Origin of the sequence: Flavobacterium rhizosphaerae (genome assembly GCF_046000445.1) — a bacterium.
In the GTDB taxonomy this organism is placed as follows: domain Bacteria; phylum Bacteroidota; class Bacteroidia; order Flavobacteriales; family Flavobacteriaceae; genus Flavobacterium; species Flavobacterium rhizosphaerae.
This window is the reverse complement of record NZ_JBELPZ010000016.1, coordinates 35700-50245: the sequence shown is the minus strand read 5'-3', so window position 1 is coordinate 50245 and position 14546 is coordinate 35700. Positions and strand designations below refer to the sequence as shown.

The following is a 14546-nucleotide window of genomic DNA, read 5'->3' as shown; positions in this document are numbered from 1 at the left end:
TTATATGGAGGACCATAACGACCTTATTAACCACCCTGTAGTACTTGGCATATTCGGGGTAACTGTATTGGTTATGTTATTGCTGGATTTGGGTGTGTTTAATAAGCAAAGCCATGCCATAAGCAATAAAGAGGCGCTTACATGGTCCATAGTCTGGATATCGCTTTCAATGCTGTTTAGCGGGGTTATTTATTTTACCATGGGGCTTGATGCCTTTACAAAATTTCAGGGTGCCTACTGGATAGAAAAAGCACTATCTGTAGATAACCTGTTTGTATTTATATTGGTGTTCCGCTTTTTTAATGTTTCTAAAGAGTTGCACCATAAAGTACTGTTTTGGGGCATTATAGGGGCGCTGCTTTTTAGGGCTATCTTTATTTTTGCCGGTGTAGAACTTATCCAGCACACCTTTTTACCTCCAATGGAAATTTTTGGTGAAAATGTGCGTATTAATGCAGTGCTTACTATTTTTGGTGTCTTTCTTATTATTGCAGGCATTAACAGCTGGAAATCGAACCCGGAAGACGAAGAGAAAAAAGATTTTACCAAAAGCCCCGGTGCGCGGCTAATACACAAGCTGTTTAAGGTTTCGGAAAATTTTGACGGCGACCGTTTTTTTACCATCCGAAACGGTATACGTGTAGCTACCCCATTATTGGTAGTGGTTGCCGTTATAGAGTTTACCGATCTTATTTTTGCCGTAGATTCTATACCTGCCATATTTGCCATTGCACCCAAAGACCCTTTTATATTATATACCTCTAATATTTTTGCCATATTGGGGCTACGGGCACTTTATTTTTTACTGGCCAATTTTATGTATATGTTTAGCAAACTACATTATGGCCTGGCTTTTATCCTGATTTTTATAGGGGCAAAAATGCTTGTAGAGCCGTTTATAGAAATAACCTCTCCGGTATCTTTGGCTGTGGTAGCAGGTATATTGGCGCTTTCGGTAATAGCATCGTTCATCTGGCCCGAAAAGAACCCTGAAGTGCAGTAATTACTTTACCAGTATACCATCTTTATAAATAACAGGCACCTCTGTTACGTTGGCTTCATCAATAAAATGCGCTTTAAAAACATACGTTTTATCATACAGCACATTATTTATAAAAAACGTTACCATAAAGCGGTTGTTTAATGCCAGCACGCTGTCTTCAATCAGTTCGATTTTTACAGCAGTATCAGGCGGAATTTCAACAAAACCGTGGCGCAGTTTAGAGGTTTTACGCTCTTCACCATCAAGTATGCCATAAGCATCACTTACTATTATAGCCCCCTCTAATGTATTATTACTGTTGTTAACCAGATAGGCATACCAGGTTTTCTGCATAAAATCATCATTCCATTCCTGCATTGCAGCCATGTACACCTGCTCTACTTTGGGTATTATAATGTCCTTTTTCATATTTCTTTAAGAAAGATATTGTATTATATATTGTACTTTTAAAGTAAATAAAAAATCTGAATTGTATGAAATTTATATCCATAACCTGCATAGCCCTTGTATTAGGCCTTGCCACAACAAGCTGCAAAGATAAAGAAACTACAGCACCTTCTGTAGAACAACAGGAAATGGGCACCCTGCCGGATACACCCGCAGATACTATTCCTATAGATACTTTACGAAGCGCCGAAGCGCCTTGAAGAGGTACTTACTCCGGAACCCTGCCCTGCCCAACTATTAATTGTAAGGGCACTAATATGAGCATAACACTTGGCGAAGGCAAAACTTACTCGCTTAGTGTGCAGGATAAGGGCCGTGAGGATAAACCGAGAATATTTGAAGGTACGTTTTTTATAAAAGATACTGTTATAACACTGGATGCCGAGGGCGACCACCTGAAATTCAGGGTGTATGATGACAGCCTTAAAAAGCTGGACAAATTTGGCAACCCGGAGCAATATGGCCCCCCGGAAGGATATATACTGAAGAAAAATTAAAGTTAAAATAGTAAGGGCCGGTAAAAAACCGGCCCTTACTTATTATATACTCGCTTTAAACTGTTCTAAAAAGCGTACATCATTTTCATAAAACATGCGTATATCGCTAATGCCATATAGCAGCATGGCCATACGCTCTATACCCATACCAAAAGCAAAGCCATTATATTTGGTATCGTCTATACCACAATTTTTAAGTACGTTGGGGTCTACCATACCGCAGCCCATAATCTCCAGCCAGCCGGTACCTTTGGTTATACGGTAATCGGTTTCGGTTTTAAGGCCCCAGTAAATATCAACCTCAGCGCTTGGCTCAGTAAACGGGAAGTATGACGGGCGCAGGCGTATTTTGCTTTTGCCAAACATTTCTTTGGTAAAATAAAGCAGGGTTTGCTTTAAATCGGCAAACGAAACGCCTTCATCTATATATAAGCCCTCAACCTGGTGAAAAATACAGTGTGACCGTGCCGAAATAGCCTCATTACGGAACACCCTGCCCGGGCTTATGGTGCGGATGGGCGGTTTATTGTTTTCCATATAACGCACCTGTACCGATGAGGTGTGCGTGCGCAGCAGTACATCAGGGTTGGTCTGGATAAAAAACGTATCCTGCATATCACGTGCCGGGTGGTATTCCGGCAGGTTAAGCGCGGTAAAGTTATGCCAGTCATCTTCTATTTCAGGGCCTTCGCTTACATTAAAGCCAATGTTAGAAAATATATCTATAACCTGGTTTTTAACAATAGATATGGGGTGGCGGCTGCCTACGGTAAAAGGCTCGCCGGGGCGGGTAAGGTCGCCATACACGCCTTTAGCCTCTTCTTTACTTTCCAACGCCTCCTGAATTTGGGCTACTTTATCCTGGGCAGCATTTTTAAGTATATTTACTACCTGCCCAAACTCTTTTTTCTGCTCGTTGGGTACATTTTTAAATTCGGCAAAAAAGTCGTTTAAAACACCTTTTTTACCTAAAAATTTTATACGGAATGCCTCAAGCTCTTCCTTACTCTGGGTAGAAAAAGCCTCGGCTTCAGCAGTGTATTCTTTAATCTTATCAATCATCGTTCTACTAGTAAGAGTTGGCAAATTTAGGTAATTTTAATGGGTTGTACCACCATATTAATGGGTATTATTTATAAAATACTTATCCAATTTAGGCATATCCCTTTTACGGATTATCTGTTTACGGCACGTACTGCAATTTAGCAAGGCCGCCTCTTTAACCCTTGTAATAAAACAGTATTATGTTTTATGTAATAAGTCCTTTTTCAATAAAATACTCCACAATGGCGCCTTTCATTAACACAGACTGCTCTCCTGCTTTTAACGGGGGCAGTTCTTCCTTTACGTTATAATGCGGCCAGCCTTCTTCATCAAAATAATCAAATTCGTAGTAACCATAAGGCTCTAAAAGACGGCAGATGGCTATGTGCATCAGGTTTACCTTTTCATCTTTTTTAAACTTTCGGTTAAATTTACCCAGTTCCTGCACGCCAATTAAGTAAATAATGGCATCAAGGTCCAGCATTTCGCCATCGGCAAAACGGTTAGACAGTATAGTGACAACCTGTTCCCAGCGTTGTTTTAGTTGTTCATCGCGCGACATGTAATAATAGAATTAATTGGCAAAGATACAACGCTTAATTTAATGTTTTGCTACCCCGTGTTTTGGGGTTATATTTACAAAAGCTATTTTTGCTAAACATGGAGGTAACCGATATTATACTTGGTGGCATACTGCTGTACGGACTGGGCCGCGGCATCTGGAAAGGTTTTTTTGTAGAGCTTGCCTCGTTGCTGTCGCTTTTGCTGGGCCTTTTTATAGCCGTAAAATTTTCGGGCTACCTGGCCGGTATGCTGGCAGAACACGTTTCGTGGCAGCCACGCTATATTAGTATTACATCTTTTGTATTGCTTTTTGTTGCGGTAATTATTGGCATTTCGTTACTGGCAAAAACACTTACCAAAATGGCCGATGCTACCGGACTCGGTTTTCTTAACCGTATAATGGGGGGTGTTTTCGGTTTTATAAAAATGCTGCTCATAGTAAGCATACTGCTTAACTTTTTTGTAAAAATAAACCGAAACCATACTATAGCAAGCAGGGAAGCATTACAAAAATCGGTGCTATTTTATCCCGTGCTGCAAATCTCGGCTATTATTTTTCCGGTACTTGAAGTATGGTTTAATGAATTTAAAGAAGGGCAGGATTTATTTTTTCAGGACGAAAAAGATGAAGATGAAAAGGAATCTGAAACGGAAGCCGAGGAAGTTTACCCGGATAATGGGAACAAGAAAGAAGCCGAAGAAGCAGACCCTGATTTATTTCAGCGCGCTTAATTTTTTACTTCTTTTATTGCCCCTGATTTTATCCAGCCTACACTTTCATCGGCAAGTTGAATTTTTTTCCAGTCGCCTACTGTTTCCTCAACATTTACCTGCGTGCCTTCGTGCAATATAAATGCATCATTAGCCATATCCCTTGGCTCTTCCTTAACCGAAACCACTTCGGCAAACACAACCGCGGGGCGTTCGGCCTCAAAATGAGATTTTACATATATGGCAGAAAGCACACCAACCACACTACCGCCAATACCTATAAACATGCCCACAAAAAAGATGCGTTTTATAAGCGTGCTGCCGCCAAAATAATACCCTAAAAAGAACAGGAAAAACAACCCGGCAAAACCAAGCGCTATCCACGCCCAGGTATTGTAATGAAAGTTAGAGGCTGCGTTGTATACCATTTTTGAGAAACCCACACGGGGCACTGCCTTAATATCGTCTATTGCCATTTTCTGGGCAAAGCCCAGATTTACCTGTGCCTCTTTATAACCGGGATGCAGTAGCAGCGCTTTTTTGTAGTTATATACTGCCGGTGCAACCTCACCCATTTTATAATAAGCATTGCCAAGGTTAAAATATATCTCTGCCGACTCCTTTTTTTGTTTCAGGATGCCTTCATACTGGGCCGCAGCACTGGCATAATTACCCTCTTTGTACAACGCATTGCCTTTTTCAAAACTTTGTGCAGCAACAAGCTGTACAGCAAACAAAAACATGATATATAGTGCTATCTTTTTCATTTTTATTTCATTTGCTTTTGCAGGTTAGTAATAACGGCTACGGCATCATTATAATCTTTTTGCATGGCTGTTTCTGATGACGGTGCGTAGCGTGCAAACTCGCAATTATCCATAATACGCGAAAAATCATTAACCGTATCCGGATCTGCCTGGCGTGACAACAGCAGTTCGCGAATATTATCACGGCTCATTTCTGATGTTTCTATACTTAATTTTGCCTTTAAAAAGTTATGCAGGGCTTTTTCAAGCGCAAGATAAAACGGCTCTTTACTGCCCAGTTGCTTTTTGGCCTGCCCAAGATATTTACGCGCAAGTTTATTATTCTGGCGTATTTTGTTACCTTCAACATCGCTGTCATAGGCTTCTTTTTTACGCCGCGCCAATACCACTACAGGCAACAGCAAAAAGGGAGCGGCCAGTAAAGCGTAAAACAGTGTACTGCCAAAAAAATCGTTACGGCCCATTGCTTTTAATGAAGTACTTGTAGCGATGTACCTAAACTGGTCTGCCGATGTTGCCTGCTGCTTTTGCCCCTGTTGCGGGTTGGCTGCCACAGCGGCATTTTCGGGCACTTTGAGTACATCTATCATTATTTCATCCGCTGTTTCGGTATGGTACTTACCGGTAGAGGGGTCAAACCACGAAAAAGACATGGCTTTAACCGGATACTTTCCTTTATTTGTGGGTACAATAGTATATGTATCTGTAACGCTGCCCTGCATGCCGCTTAAAGGCACACTTACATCTTCTTTATGCTCGGGGTCATACATTTCCAGTGCCGAAGGTACAACAGGTTTGGGCAGGGTAAACAATTTAAGGTTCCCTTTACCCGAAACGCTCACGGTTAGCTGTATTGATTCGCCATTATCTATAGTAGTTTTGCTCGGCGTAACTTTAAAATCAAATTTACCTACCGCCCCGGTAAAATCTACAGGGCGCCCTGCATCGGGCAGTGCTTTTACGGTAACATAGTTTTTACCTGTTGTAGCCTGGGTTTCCATCTGTTGTGTAAGCGGCCTGCCAAAAAAGTCTCTTTGCCCGGTGGGTACCTCGGTTACAAGTTTAACCACCAACGGCTCAATTTCAAGCCTGCCGCTTTTTTGCGGGTACAGCACAGTGCGGCGCAATACTACATAACGGTAAGGTTCGCCTTTATAAGTGCCCTGCTCTACCTTCATGTTATTGCCATCTACAATTTCTATCTGGCTCCAGAAGTCGTTATACTGCGGGCTTTCTACTTCCCAAAAATTGCTGACACTTTTATTAGGACTTACATAAAGTTTATAAACCACATTAAGCGGCTGGTTTACATAAGGCGACGTATTGCTTATTTCGGCTACCAGGTGTATGCCTTCATTAGGGTCGCCGCTATCGGCATTGCCATAAGCATACGGATTTCTTTGTTGATTGGGCTGTTGCACGGCATCACCCACCACAACTTTAAAGGGTGAGGTTTTATACGTTTGCCCGTCAATTTCTATAGTGGCCTGCCCAATAGTAAATGTGCCTTTTTTGGTAGGTATAAGTAAATAGCTGTATGTTTTGCTAAAACTGCGTTTGCCGTTTACCCAGCTATTGCTTATCATCTGGCTGGGGCCGTTTGCCGTAAAGCCATCAAAGGAGGGAGGACTAAAGTTATCACCATCCTTATTCATGGAAAACTCTACCCTAAGCCGCTCATTTATACCAACACTGGTGCGGCTGGGCTTTGCGGTAAACTCCACTTCCTGGGCAAACATTCCCTGCACAAATACTATTAGTATAACTAAATATTTACTCATTGTATCTTTTAAAATCCTTAACCTGAACCGTTTCTTAAAACAAAATTTTCATTGCGGCTTACCAGTCTTTTTCCTGTTTCATTGGCCTGCCCTTCACCCTTTTGGCATTCACCTTATCCTGAATTTTCTTTTCTTCATTATTCATAGCGTCCAGTATGTTCTCCATACGCTGCTTATCGGGGTTAGCCCCTGAAGATTCCGGCTCACCGCCATTCTGGTTCTGGCCCTGTTGCTTATCCTTTTCTTTTTTATCGCCTTCGTTATTGCTTTGGTCTTTATCCTTCTGGTCGCCTTTGTTTTTGTCTTTCTGGTCGCCCTTATCGCCTTTATCCTTGTTATCGCCCTGGTCTCCCTTGTCTTTATTATCTCCTTTATCTTTGGGCTGCTGGCTTTTATCGTCTTTATCCTTATCCTTGTTTTTGTCCTTATCTTTATCCTTGTCCTGCGGTGGGGGTGGGTTATTTTTCAGCATCTCTTTTGCCAGGGCGTAGTTATAACGGGTTTCATCGTCTGTAGGGTCGTTTCTTAATGCATTTTTATACGCCTCAACCGCACCCTGATAATTTTTTTGCTCCATAAGGGCATTGCCCCAGTTATGGTATGCCTTGTGCTTTTGTGCTTTTGTAGTTGCTGTTTCAATTGCTTTGGCATAGGCATAGACTGCCTCCCCCGGTTGTTTTTGCCTGTAAATGGCATTGCCAAGGTTGTAAGCCGATGCCGCATTGGCCGGATCATCAGACTGTGATATACGGTATGAAGCCTCTGCAGCAACATAATCTGTAGCAGCAAATTCTTTATTACCCAGCGGCAGGTTTTTGTCTTTCTTTTTCTTTACTGTTTCCTGCGAAAAAGCCAGTACGGCACACAACAGCAGGCTGAATGTCAGTATCTTTTTCATGATTCTTTTTCGTTAAACAGGTTTAATTTTCTTATCCACGCTGTTTTTCGGTCCAGCATAAACATTTCAAGGAACAGCAGCAAAAATGCTGCGCCAAGAAACCACTGGAATTGCGACTCATACAGCGCTATTTCTTTCGACTCAAATTCGGTTTTCTCAATATTATCCAGCGCGTTTTTTACATACTCAGTAACATCGCGCGTGCTGCCGCCATAAACGTATCCGCCTTTGGTGCGTTCTGCAATAACTTTAAGGTCGTTAGGGTATAGCTTTGTAATTACAGTTTCGCCCTGATTATCTTTTTTATAGCTTTCGGTACGCCCATTTACTTTTAAAGGTATTGGCCCTCCTTTTTCGGTACCTACACCCACGGTAATTATTTTAATGCCTTTTTTACGGGCTTCTGCAGCGGCCTCTTCACTGCCCTGCCCGTGGTCTTCGCCATCGGTTACCAATATGAGCAGTTTGCTGGTTTGCGGATCGTCATAAAACGTTTCGGCAAGTTCTATGGCATCACCTATGGCAGTACCCTGGCTGGAAACCATATCGGTATTCATATTCTGCAAAAACATTTTTGCCACACTGTAATCGGTAGTTATGGGCAGTACCGGATAAGCGCTTCCGGCATAGCCAATAATACCAATCCTGTCGGTACCGAGGTTGTTTATTATCTGCGATACTATCTGCTTTGCTTTTTCGAGCCTGCTTGGGGCTACATCTTCGGCAAGCATACTTTTAGATACGTCTATGGCAAAAACAATGTCTACCCCCTCGCGCTTTACTGTTTCGGTTTTTGTGCCGATTTTTGGGTTTACCAGTGCAATAATAATGCCTGATAGCGCCAAAAGTATGGTTACCAGTTTTAAAACCGGCTTAAATACCGAACTTGCCGGGCTGAGCCTGCGCACCAATTGCGGATTGCCAAATTCGCGCTGCTTTTTTTTCTTCCACCAAAGGTTATAAAAAAACAGCAGTAGCAAAACCGGTATAACAGCCAGCAGGTATAAATATTTTGGTTCGTCTAACTCGTACATAATTTTTAAATAAAACTTCGGTATATTGTTTTGCGCGCTATAACCTCTGCCAGTAACAGGCCAAAGGCCACCCACACCCAGGGGCGGAATTTCTCGTCATAGTTATAAAACTTCTGCTCTTCTATCTCGGTTTTTTCCAGCTTGTTTATTTCATCATAAATTTCTTTAAGCTTACTGTTGCTGGTAGCCCTGAAATAAGTACCATCGGTTTTTTTGGCAATTTCTTTCATCAATGCTTCATCTATCTGCACATCCATCATGCGGAACTGCCATTCGCCCGTAAACCTGTTTTTGCCAATGGGAAACAAAGCTTTACCGTTGGTACCAATGCCTATGGTATATACTTTAATACCATATTCTTTAGCTATATCTGCTGCCATACGGGGGTCTATAAACCCGGAATTATTTACACCATCGGTAAGCAATATAATAATCCTGCTTTTTGCCTTACTTTCTTTTAGGCGATTAATGGCAGTGGCCAGGCCTACACCTATACCGGTACCATCCTGCAATACCCTGTCATCATATTGTACCGATTCTATAGCCTGTTTTATAAGGGGCTTATCGGTAGTTACCGGTGTTTTGGTATAGCTTTCTCCCGCATATACCACCAGGCCTATCCTGTCGTTAGGACGGTTATCCACAAACTCTTCGGCCACTTCTTTTAATGCTTCTAACCGGTTTGGCTTAAGGTCTTTGGCGAGCATACTGCCCGAAACGTCCATAGCCATTACTATATCTATACCCTGCGTGGTGCGGGTTTTACTGTTTATATCAACCGTTCTTGGGCGGGCAAGGGCCACAATAAGGCAGCTTAGCGCCAGCAGCCTTAATGCAAACAGCACCGGCTTGAGCTTTGCCAGTAATGAGGGCGCTGCCTTAAAACCATTAATGGTAGAAATACTTAGTGTTGCGGTTTGCTGTTTCCGTTTCCATATATACCAGCCTATGGCCAGCGGAAGTAGCGCAAAGAGCCAGAAAAACTGCGGATATAAAAATGTTACGTCTTTTATCATTGTTGGTTAAGGCTTTTCAGCTCTATACTGTTTTTTATACGTTCTAAAATCTGTGTGCCATATTCATCCCCTTCTTTTTGCACCAGTACTACCTGCTGCAAACCGCCCTGCTGTTTAAAAAAGAACAATTCATAATACATGCGCTGCGGCTTTTTGGTAACCGGGTCTGGCATGGTCATGGTACCATAGGTACGCAGCCCCTGCACCCCGTTTTGCGTGGCAAACTCTTCGGTTTTAAGCAATATGTTTTGTGCGCCCTGCGCCTCCCAGGTTTTTATCATACCATCGGCAGCGCCTTCAAGGTTTACCTCGGTTTGCTGGTTGTAGTGAAGGGTTGATACCATCACATAAAAATTATCAAACAGGGAGCCATAGCCAAACATATTCATGTCTTTTAACAGGGCCATAGCCTCTTTGGGCAGGGCTTTTTCGGCATCTATCCTTTTTAGCACCTTTGGTGTTTCAATAATCACCGGCGGGTTGCCATACTCACTTTTCACCCATGTACCGTTAAGCAGCTCTTTGGTTGGGTGCCCAAAAAATTTATCTTCGAGGTATTGCTTGCCTATGGTGGCGCCCAGTACTATTATAACCAGCAACATACCGGCAATTGAAGACCACATTACAATTCTTTTACGCCTGCGCTCTTTTGCCTTGCGTTGTTTTTCCAGCCAAAGCTGTGTGTGTATATCGTCTTCTTCTTTCTCTTCGGGTATGCTGCGGTCTATCACCACAATGGTTTTTTCTATACGGCTGCGGTCTTCGGCAATTTCAAAATCAAGCGGCCTTGTTTTGGCGAATTTAACCATATCTGCCGTGCGTAATACTTTTTCCAGCTGCTCCATGGTTTCGGGGCTCAGCTTCATCCTGCGGCGTTGTGTTGCGCTATGTAGCGCTTCAATAAGCTGCCCTGTAGTACTTTCCATAGCCGGTATATGTATGGCTTCTTCTATATACATACGGGCAATATCGGCCATTTCGCTATAATATTCTTTTACCTCACCTTTTTGAAGCAGCTCTTTCTTTTCAAGGTTTTGCAGTTGTGTGGCTGCTTTTTCTATAGGAGAAGCATATTTGACCGCTTCTTTTTTAGGGGCAGCCTTTCTCTTTTTAAGGTACCACCATATACCAAAAGCTATGGCACCTACAACCAATATGCCCAATACAATATAAAGCCACAGCCATTTTGAGGAATTATCTGCCTTTGCTATGGGTTTAATATCATACATTTTCTGCTTTAGGGTATCTACCTTAATATTGGCTACCTCAAGCAACAGCGAGTCGGTTTGTATGATTTTGTTATTTATGGTTACCGGCAGGCGGGGTATAACATAGCGGCCGGAATCAAATTGGGTGAGTCCGTATTTTTTTACCAGCTCATAAATGGCCCCCTTGCGGTTAAGGGTATCTACCGGATACGACTCCAGCACCTCGAGCTGCCCGAAATTTTTACCTTCGGGAAAGTTTACCACAGCGGCGGTATCAACCGTTGCCTTTAGCGTAAGGTTGGCCTGCGAGCCTATTTTTATTTTAGTGGAGTCTATACTGGTTTGCACCGGTTTTTGCTGCGCAAAAGCCGTAGCCGCCACCATACATAATAGTATTAAAAAACGCTTGGTCATAACTATACTGTTACCTGCCATTGTTTACCTTGATTTAAAATAACCGAGTAATTTGGTTACGTACGATTCGTCTACACGTGAGCTTACTGCCCCGGCGCCACAACGGCTAAAGGTTTCGCGGAAATATTTAACCCTGTCCTGGTAGTACTTTTCATACTGCAGCCGCACTTTTTTAGAACCTGTATTTACCAGCATGGTTTGCCCGGTTTCGGCATCGGCCATGTTTACCAGGCCAATATTGGGTAATTTTTCTTCGCGGGCATCATATACCCTTACCCCTATTATATCGTGTTTTTTGGCGGCAATTTTAAGGGTATGCTCATACTCATCTGCCACAAAATCTGAAATGAGGAATACAATAGCCTTTTTCTTTTGCACACCGCTTAAAAACTTTAATGCCTGAGATACATCGGTTTTTTTGCTTTTGGGCTCAAATTCTATAAGTTCCCGTATAATGCGCAGCACATGGCTTTTACCCTTTTTTGGGGGAATGTAAAGCTCTACCTGGTCAGAAAAAAGTATAAGCCCTATTTTATCATTATTCTGCGTAGCTGAAAACGCCATAGTAGCCGCAATCTCGGTAACTATATCCTGCTTAAAGGCGTTTGTAGAACCAAAACTTTCTGAGCCGCTTACATCTACCACCAACATCATGGTGAGTTCGCGCTCTTCTTCAAAAACCTTTATATAGGGTTCGTTATAACGTGCGGTAACGTTCCAGTCTATTGCCCGTACATCATCGCCAAACTGGTACTGGCGCACCTCGCTAAACGTCATACCCCTGCCTTTAAAAGAGGAATGGTATTCTCCCGAAAATATATGATTGCTGAGCCGTTTGGTCTTAATCTCTATTTTACGGACTTTTTTTAATATGTCTTTTGTATCCAACGTTTTTAGTTTAAAGTTTAAAGTTCCAGGTTTCAAGTTAGCATTCAGGCATACCGCTCCAGTACACAACCTTAAACTTGAAACCTTAAACGGCCTCCGGCCTATGGCACTTCTATCTCGTTTACTATTTTGTTGATGATGTCTATAGAAGTTACATTTTCGGCTTCGGCCTCATAGGTAACGCCTATACGGTGGCGTAATACATCATGTACTACAGCCCTTACATCTTCCGGAATTACATACCCCCTGCGTTTGATAAAGGCATGGCATTTTGCCGCAGTAGCCAGGTTAATGCTACCCCTTGGCGATGATCCGAAACTAATGAGCGGCTTAAGGTTTGCCAGCTTGTATTTTTCAGGATAACGGGTAGCAAAGATAATATCAAGTATATATTTTTCTATTTTTTCATCCATGTATACCTCGCGCACGGCCTGTTGTGCACTAAGTATTGTTTCCAGCGTTACCACCTGGTTTACTTTTTCAAAACTGCCCTTAAGGTTGTTGCGCACTACCATGCGCTCTTCTTCCATTTTGGGATAATCTATAACTGCCTTAAGCATAAAACGGTCTACCTGTGCCTCGGGCAGCGGGTAGGTACCTTCCTGCTCTACGGGGTTCATGGTTGCCATTACCAAAAACGGCTTTTGCAGCCTGAAGGTTTCATCGCCAATGGTTACCTGCTTTTCCTGCATGGCCTCCAGCAGTGCACTCTGCACCTTTGCCGGGGCACGGTTAATTTCATCAGCCAGTACAAAGTTGGCAAATATGGGGCCCTTCTTTATAGTAAATTCATTTTCTTTAATATTGTATATCATGGTACCCACTACATCGGCAGGAAGCAAATCGGGCGTGAACTGTATACGGCTAAATGTACCGTGTACTGCCTGGGAAAGTGTATTAATGGCTAATGTTTTTGCCAGGCCGGGTACACCCTCAAGCAATATATGCCCCTGGCCCAAAAGGCCTATAAGCAGGCGTTCTACCATATACTTCTGGCCTACAATAACCTTGTTCATTTCCATCATGAGCAGGTCTACAAAGGCGCTTTCCCTTTCAATTTTTTCATTGATTGCCCTTATATCCAAAGCGGCGGTATTTTCTTCCATATTTTTTTAAATTTTGGACTGTGAATTTAATAAGCTTTTTTTACATTGCAAATTCATTGCCGAATTTATTATCTTTAGCTTAAATGCGGTGTTAATGCGTTGTTAACGGGTTTTATAGTTGATGTTCTTTTATGAATTTCAGCAAATTATAAAAATTCAACCATTATCCTTATATAGTAAGCATAATAATATTGCAGTTTAACAACGGTATTATTTACTTTTAAGTATAATACCCGTAATTTTATGGGCAATTTTTACTCTTAAAACCCAAAGAAAACCTACACAAACATTATGGATATTACTCTTTCTCCTATTATTGCGGGAGCTATGAACTGGGGCGAATGGCATGCCAAATTAAGCACCGCCCAAATGGCTGATATGATTAACCAGTGCATAAGTTTTGGCATTACTACTTTTGACCATGCCGATATTTACGGCGGCTATACTACCGAAGCCGATTTTGGCCGGGGCTTTGCCCAAAGCGGCGTAACCCGGGAAGATATACAACTTATAAGCAAATGCGGCATACAGCACACTCTGGGCAACCGCAGCAATAAGGTAAAACATTATGACTACTCTAAAGAATATATAATAACCTCGGCAGAAAATTCATTAAAATTTTTACAGACTGATTACCTGGATATACTCCTGCTGCACCGCCCAAGCCCGCTGATGCACCCTGATGAAATAGCCGAAGCTATAGAAAAGCTGAAAAACGAAGGTAAAATAAAGGCTTTCGGGCTTTCTAACTTTACCAATAGCCAAACAGACCTTATACGAAGCAGGACCGAAGTATACTGCAACCAGATAGAATTTTCGGCAACGGCTTACCAGCCCATGCTGGACGGCAGCCTGGACTATATGCTGACCAACAATATAAAACCCATGGCCTGGAGCCCTATCGGTTCTGTTTTTAAAGAAGAGAATAACCAAACCCAACGCCTGCGAATGCTTTTGCTTGAAATGGTAGAAAAGTATGAAGTGGCTGCCGATGTTATATTGCTGGCCTGGATTATGCAGCACCCGGCAGGGATAGTTCCTGTTTCCGGCTCGTGCAGTGCCGAACGGCTTAAAAACCAGATGAAAGCTACTGAAATAAGACTGGAGCTTATGGACTGGTTTGCCATATGGACCGAGAGCATGGGTAATAAAGTACCCTGATCGGCTG

At 42.4% G+C, this 14546-nt stretch carries 16 protein-coding genes; 5 read left to right on the top strand and 11 right to left on the bottom strand.

Annotated elements, in window-relative coordinates; all coding sequences use genetic code 11:
• Window positions 1-4: 4 nt before the first annotated feature.
• Window positions 5-1003, top strand: a complete 999-nt coding sequence (locus ABS766_RS13460) for a TerC/Alx family metal homeostasis membrane protein (protein WP_408085710.1) — start codon at window positions 5-7, stop codon at window positions 1001-1003.
• On the opposite strand, the gene ABS766_RS13455 is transcribed toward ABS766_RS13460, so the two are convergent.
• A complete protein-coding gene (locus ABS766_RS13455) occupies window positions 1004-1411 on the bottom strand; it encodes a hypothetical protein (RefSeq protein WP_408085709.1) in 408 nt (135 codons plus the stop codon). It abuts the gene before it with no gap.
• A gap of 65 nt (window positions 1412-1476) precedes the next feature.
• On the opposite strand from ABS766_RS13455, the gene ABS766_RS13450 reads away from it, so the two are divergent.
• Window positions 1477-1650 (top strand): hypothetical protein, encoded by a 174-nt coding sequence (locus ABS766_RS13450; RefSeq protein WP_408085708.1) that lies wholly within the window; start codon window positions 1477-1479, stop codon window positions 1648-1650.
• A 21-nt stretch (window positions 1651-1671) separates the two neighbouring features.
• Window positions 1672-1947: a copper resistance protein NlpE N-terminal domain-containing protein gene (locus tag ABS766_RS13445; protein WP_408085746.1), complete on the top strand. Its 276-nt coding sequence runs from the start codon at window positions 1672-1674 to the stop codon at window positions 1945-1947.
• Between the two features lie 42 nt (window positions 1948-1989).
• Here ABS766_RS13445 and pheS read toward each other — a convergent pair whose 3' ends face one another.
• Both pheS and ABS766_RS13435 read right to left on the bottom strand, forming a co-directional pair.
• Window positions 1990-3009 (bottom strand): phenylalanine--tRNA ligase subunit alpha, encoded by a 1020-nt coding sequence (gene pheS, locus ABS766_RS13440; RefSeq protein ID WP_408085707.1) that lies wholly within the window; start codon window positions 3007-3009, stop codon window positions 1990-1992.
• A gap of 187 nt (window positions 3010-3196) precedes the next feature.
• A complete protein-coding gene (locus tag ABS766_RS13435) occupies window positions 3197-3553 on the bottom strand; it encodes a hypothetical protein (RefSeq protein WP_408085706.1) in 357 nt (118 codons plus the stop codon).
• 98 nt (window positions 3554-3651) lie between these two features.
• On the opposite strand from ABS766_RS13435, the gene ABS766_RS13430 reads away from it, so the two are divergent.
• Window positions 3652-4287: a CvpA family protein gene (locus ABS766_RS13430; protein WP_408085705.1), complete on the top strand. Its 636-nt coding sequence runs from the start codon at window positions 3652-3654 to the stop codon at window positions 4285-4287.
• On the opposite strand, the gene ABS766_RS13425 is transcribed toward ABS766_RS13430, so the two are convergent.
• The 8 genes from ABS766_RS13425 to ABS766_RS13390 all read right to left on the bottom strand — a co-directional run bounded on the left by ABS766_RS13425 (window position 4284) and on the right by ABS766_RS13390 (window position 13378).
• Complete coding sequence (locus ABS766_RS13425) at window positions 4284-5033, bottom strand: tetratricopeptide repeat protein (RefSeq protein ID WP_408085704.1); 750 nt, start codon at window positions 5031-5033, stop codon at window positions 4284-4286. The genes ABS766_RS13430 and ABS766_RS13425 overlap by 4 nt on opposite strands.
• A 2-nt stretch (window positions 5034-5035) precedes the next feature.
• Complete coding sequence (locus ABS766_RS13420) at window positions 5036-6814, bottom strand: BatD family protein (RefSeq protein WP_408085703.1); 1779 nt, start codon at window positions 6812-6814, stop codon at window positions 5036-5038.
• A gap of 58 nt (window positions 6815-6872) precedes the next feature.
• Complete coding sequence (locus ABS766_RS13415) at window positions 6873-7712, bottom strand: tetratricopeptide repeat protein (protein WP_408085702.1); 840 nt, start codon at window positions 7710-7712, stop codon at window positions 6873-6875.
• Window positions 7709-8746, bottom strand: coding sequence for a vWA domain-containing protein (locus ABS766_RS13410; protein ID WP_408085701.1), 1038 nt, complete (start codon window positions 8744-8746; stop codon window positions 7709-7711). The genes ABS766_RS13415 and ABS766_RS13410 overlap by 4 nt, the downstream gene beginning before the upstream one ends.
• Window positions 8747-8751: 5 nt before the next feature.
• Complete coding sequence (locus ABS766_RS13405; protein WP_408085745.1) at window positions 8752-9759, bottom strand: vWA domain-containing protein; 1008 nt, start codon at window positions 9757-9759, stop codon at window positions 8752-8754.
• Complete coding sequence (locus ABS766_RS13400) at window positions 9759-11384, bottom strand: hypothetical protein (RefSeq protein ID WP_408085744.1); 1626 nt, start codon at window positions 11382-11384, stop codon at window positions 9759-9761. The genes ABS766_RS13405 and ABS766_RS13400 overlap by 1 nt, the downstream gene beginning before the upstream one ends.
• 24 nt (window positions 11385-11408) lie before the next feature.
• Complete coding sequence (locus ABS766_RS13395) at window positions 11409-12272, bottom strand: DUF58 domain-containing protein (protein WP_408085700.1); 864 nt, start codon at window positions 12270-12272, stop codon at window positions 11409-11411.
• Window positions 12273-12373: 101 nt separating this feature from the next.
• Window positions 12374-13378, bottom strand: a complete 1005-nt coding sequence (locus tag ABS766_RS13390) for an AAA family ATPase (protein WP_408085699.1) — start codon at window positions 13376-13378, stop codon at window positions 12374-12376.
• Window positions 13379-13666: 288 nt separating this feature from the next.
• Between ABS766_RS13390 and ABS766_RS13385 the strand changes: the two genes are divergently transcribed.
• On the top strand, window positions 13667-14539 hold the full coding sequence (locus tag ABS766_RS13385; protein ID WP_408085743.1) for an aldo/keto reductase: 873 nt from the start codon (window positions 13667-13669) through the stop codon (window positions 14537-14539).
• The last annotated feature ends 7 nt before the right edge of the window (window positions 14540-14546 follow it).

What these genes read in the sequence shown, in the direction of transcription:
- ABS766_RS13435 (WP_408085706.1), bottom strand. Translation starts at nt 3,553, where the DNA reads ATGTCGCGCGATGAACAACTAAAACAACGCTGGGAACAGGTTGTCACT.
- ABS766_RS13430 (WP_408085705.1), top strand. Translation starts at nt 3,652, where the DNA reads ATGGAGGTAACCGATATTATACTTGGTGGCATACTGCTGTACGGACTG.
- ABS766_RS13455 (WP_408085709.1), bottom strand. Translation starts at nt 1,411, where the DNA reads ATGAAAAAGGACATTATAATACCCAAAGTAGAGCAGGTGTACATGGCT.
- ABS766_RS13460 (WP_408085710.1), top strand. Translation starts at nt 5, where the DNA reads ATGGAGGACCATAACGACCTTATTAACCACCCTGTAGTACTTGGCATA.
- ABS766_RS13450 (WP_408085708.1), top strand. Translation starts at nt 1,477, where the DNA reads ATGAAATTTATATCCATAACCTGCATAGCCCTTGTATTAGGCCTTGCC.
- ABS766_RS13420 (WP_408085703.1), bottom strand. Translation starts at nt 6,814, where the DNA reads ATGAGTAAATATTTAGTTATACTAATAGTATTTGTGCAGGGAATGTTT.
- ABS766_RS13415 (WP_408085702.1), bottom strand. Translation starts at nt 7,712, where the DNA reads ATGAAAAAGATACTGACATTCAGCCTGCTGTTGTGTGCCGTACTGGCT.
- ABS766_RS13400 (WP_408085744.1), bottom strand. Translation starts at nt 11,384, where the DNA reads ATGACCAAGCGTTTTTTAATACTATTATGTATGGTGGCGGCTACGGCT.
- ABS766_RS13425 (WP_408085704.1), bottom strand. Translation starts at nt 5,033, where the DNA reads ATGAAAAAGATAGCACTATATATCATGTTTTTGTTTGCTGTACAGCTT.
- ABS766_RS13410 (WP_408085701.1), bottom strand. Translation starts at nt 8,746, where the DNA reads ATGTACGAGTTAGACGAACCAAAATATTTATACCTGCTGGCTGTTATA.
- pheS (WP_408085707.1), bottom strand. Translation starts at nt 3,009, where the DNA reads ATGATTGATAAGATTAAAGAATACACTGCTGAAGCCGAGGCTTTTTCT.
- ABS766_RS13390 (WP_408085699.1), bottom strand. Translation starts at nt 13,378, where the DNA reads ATGGAAGAAAATACCGCCGCTTTGGATATAAGGGCAATCAATGAAAAA.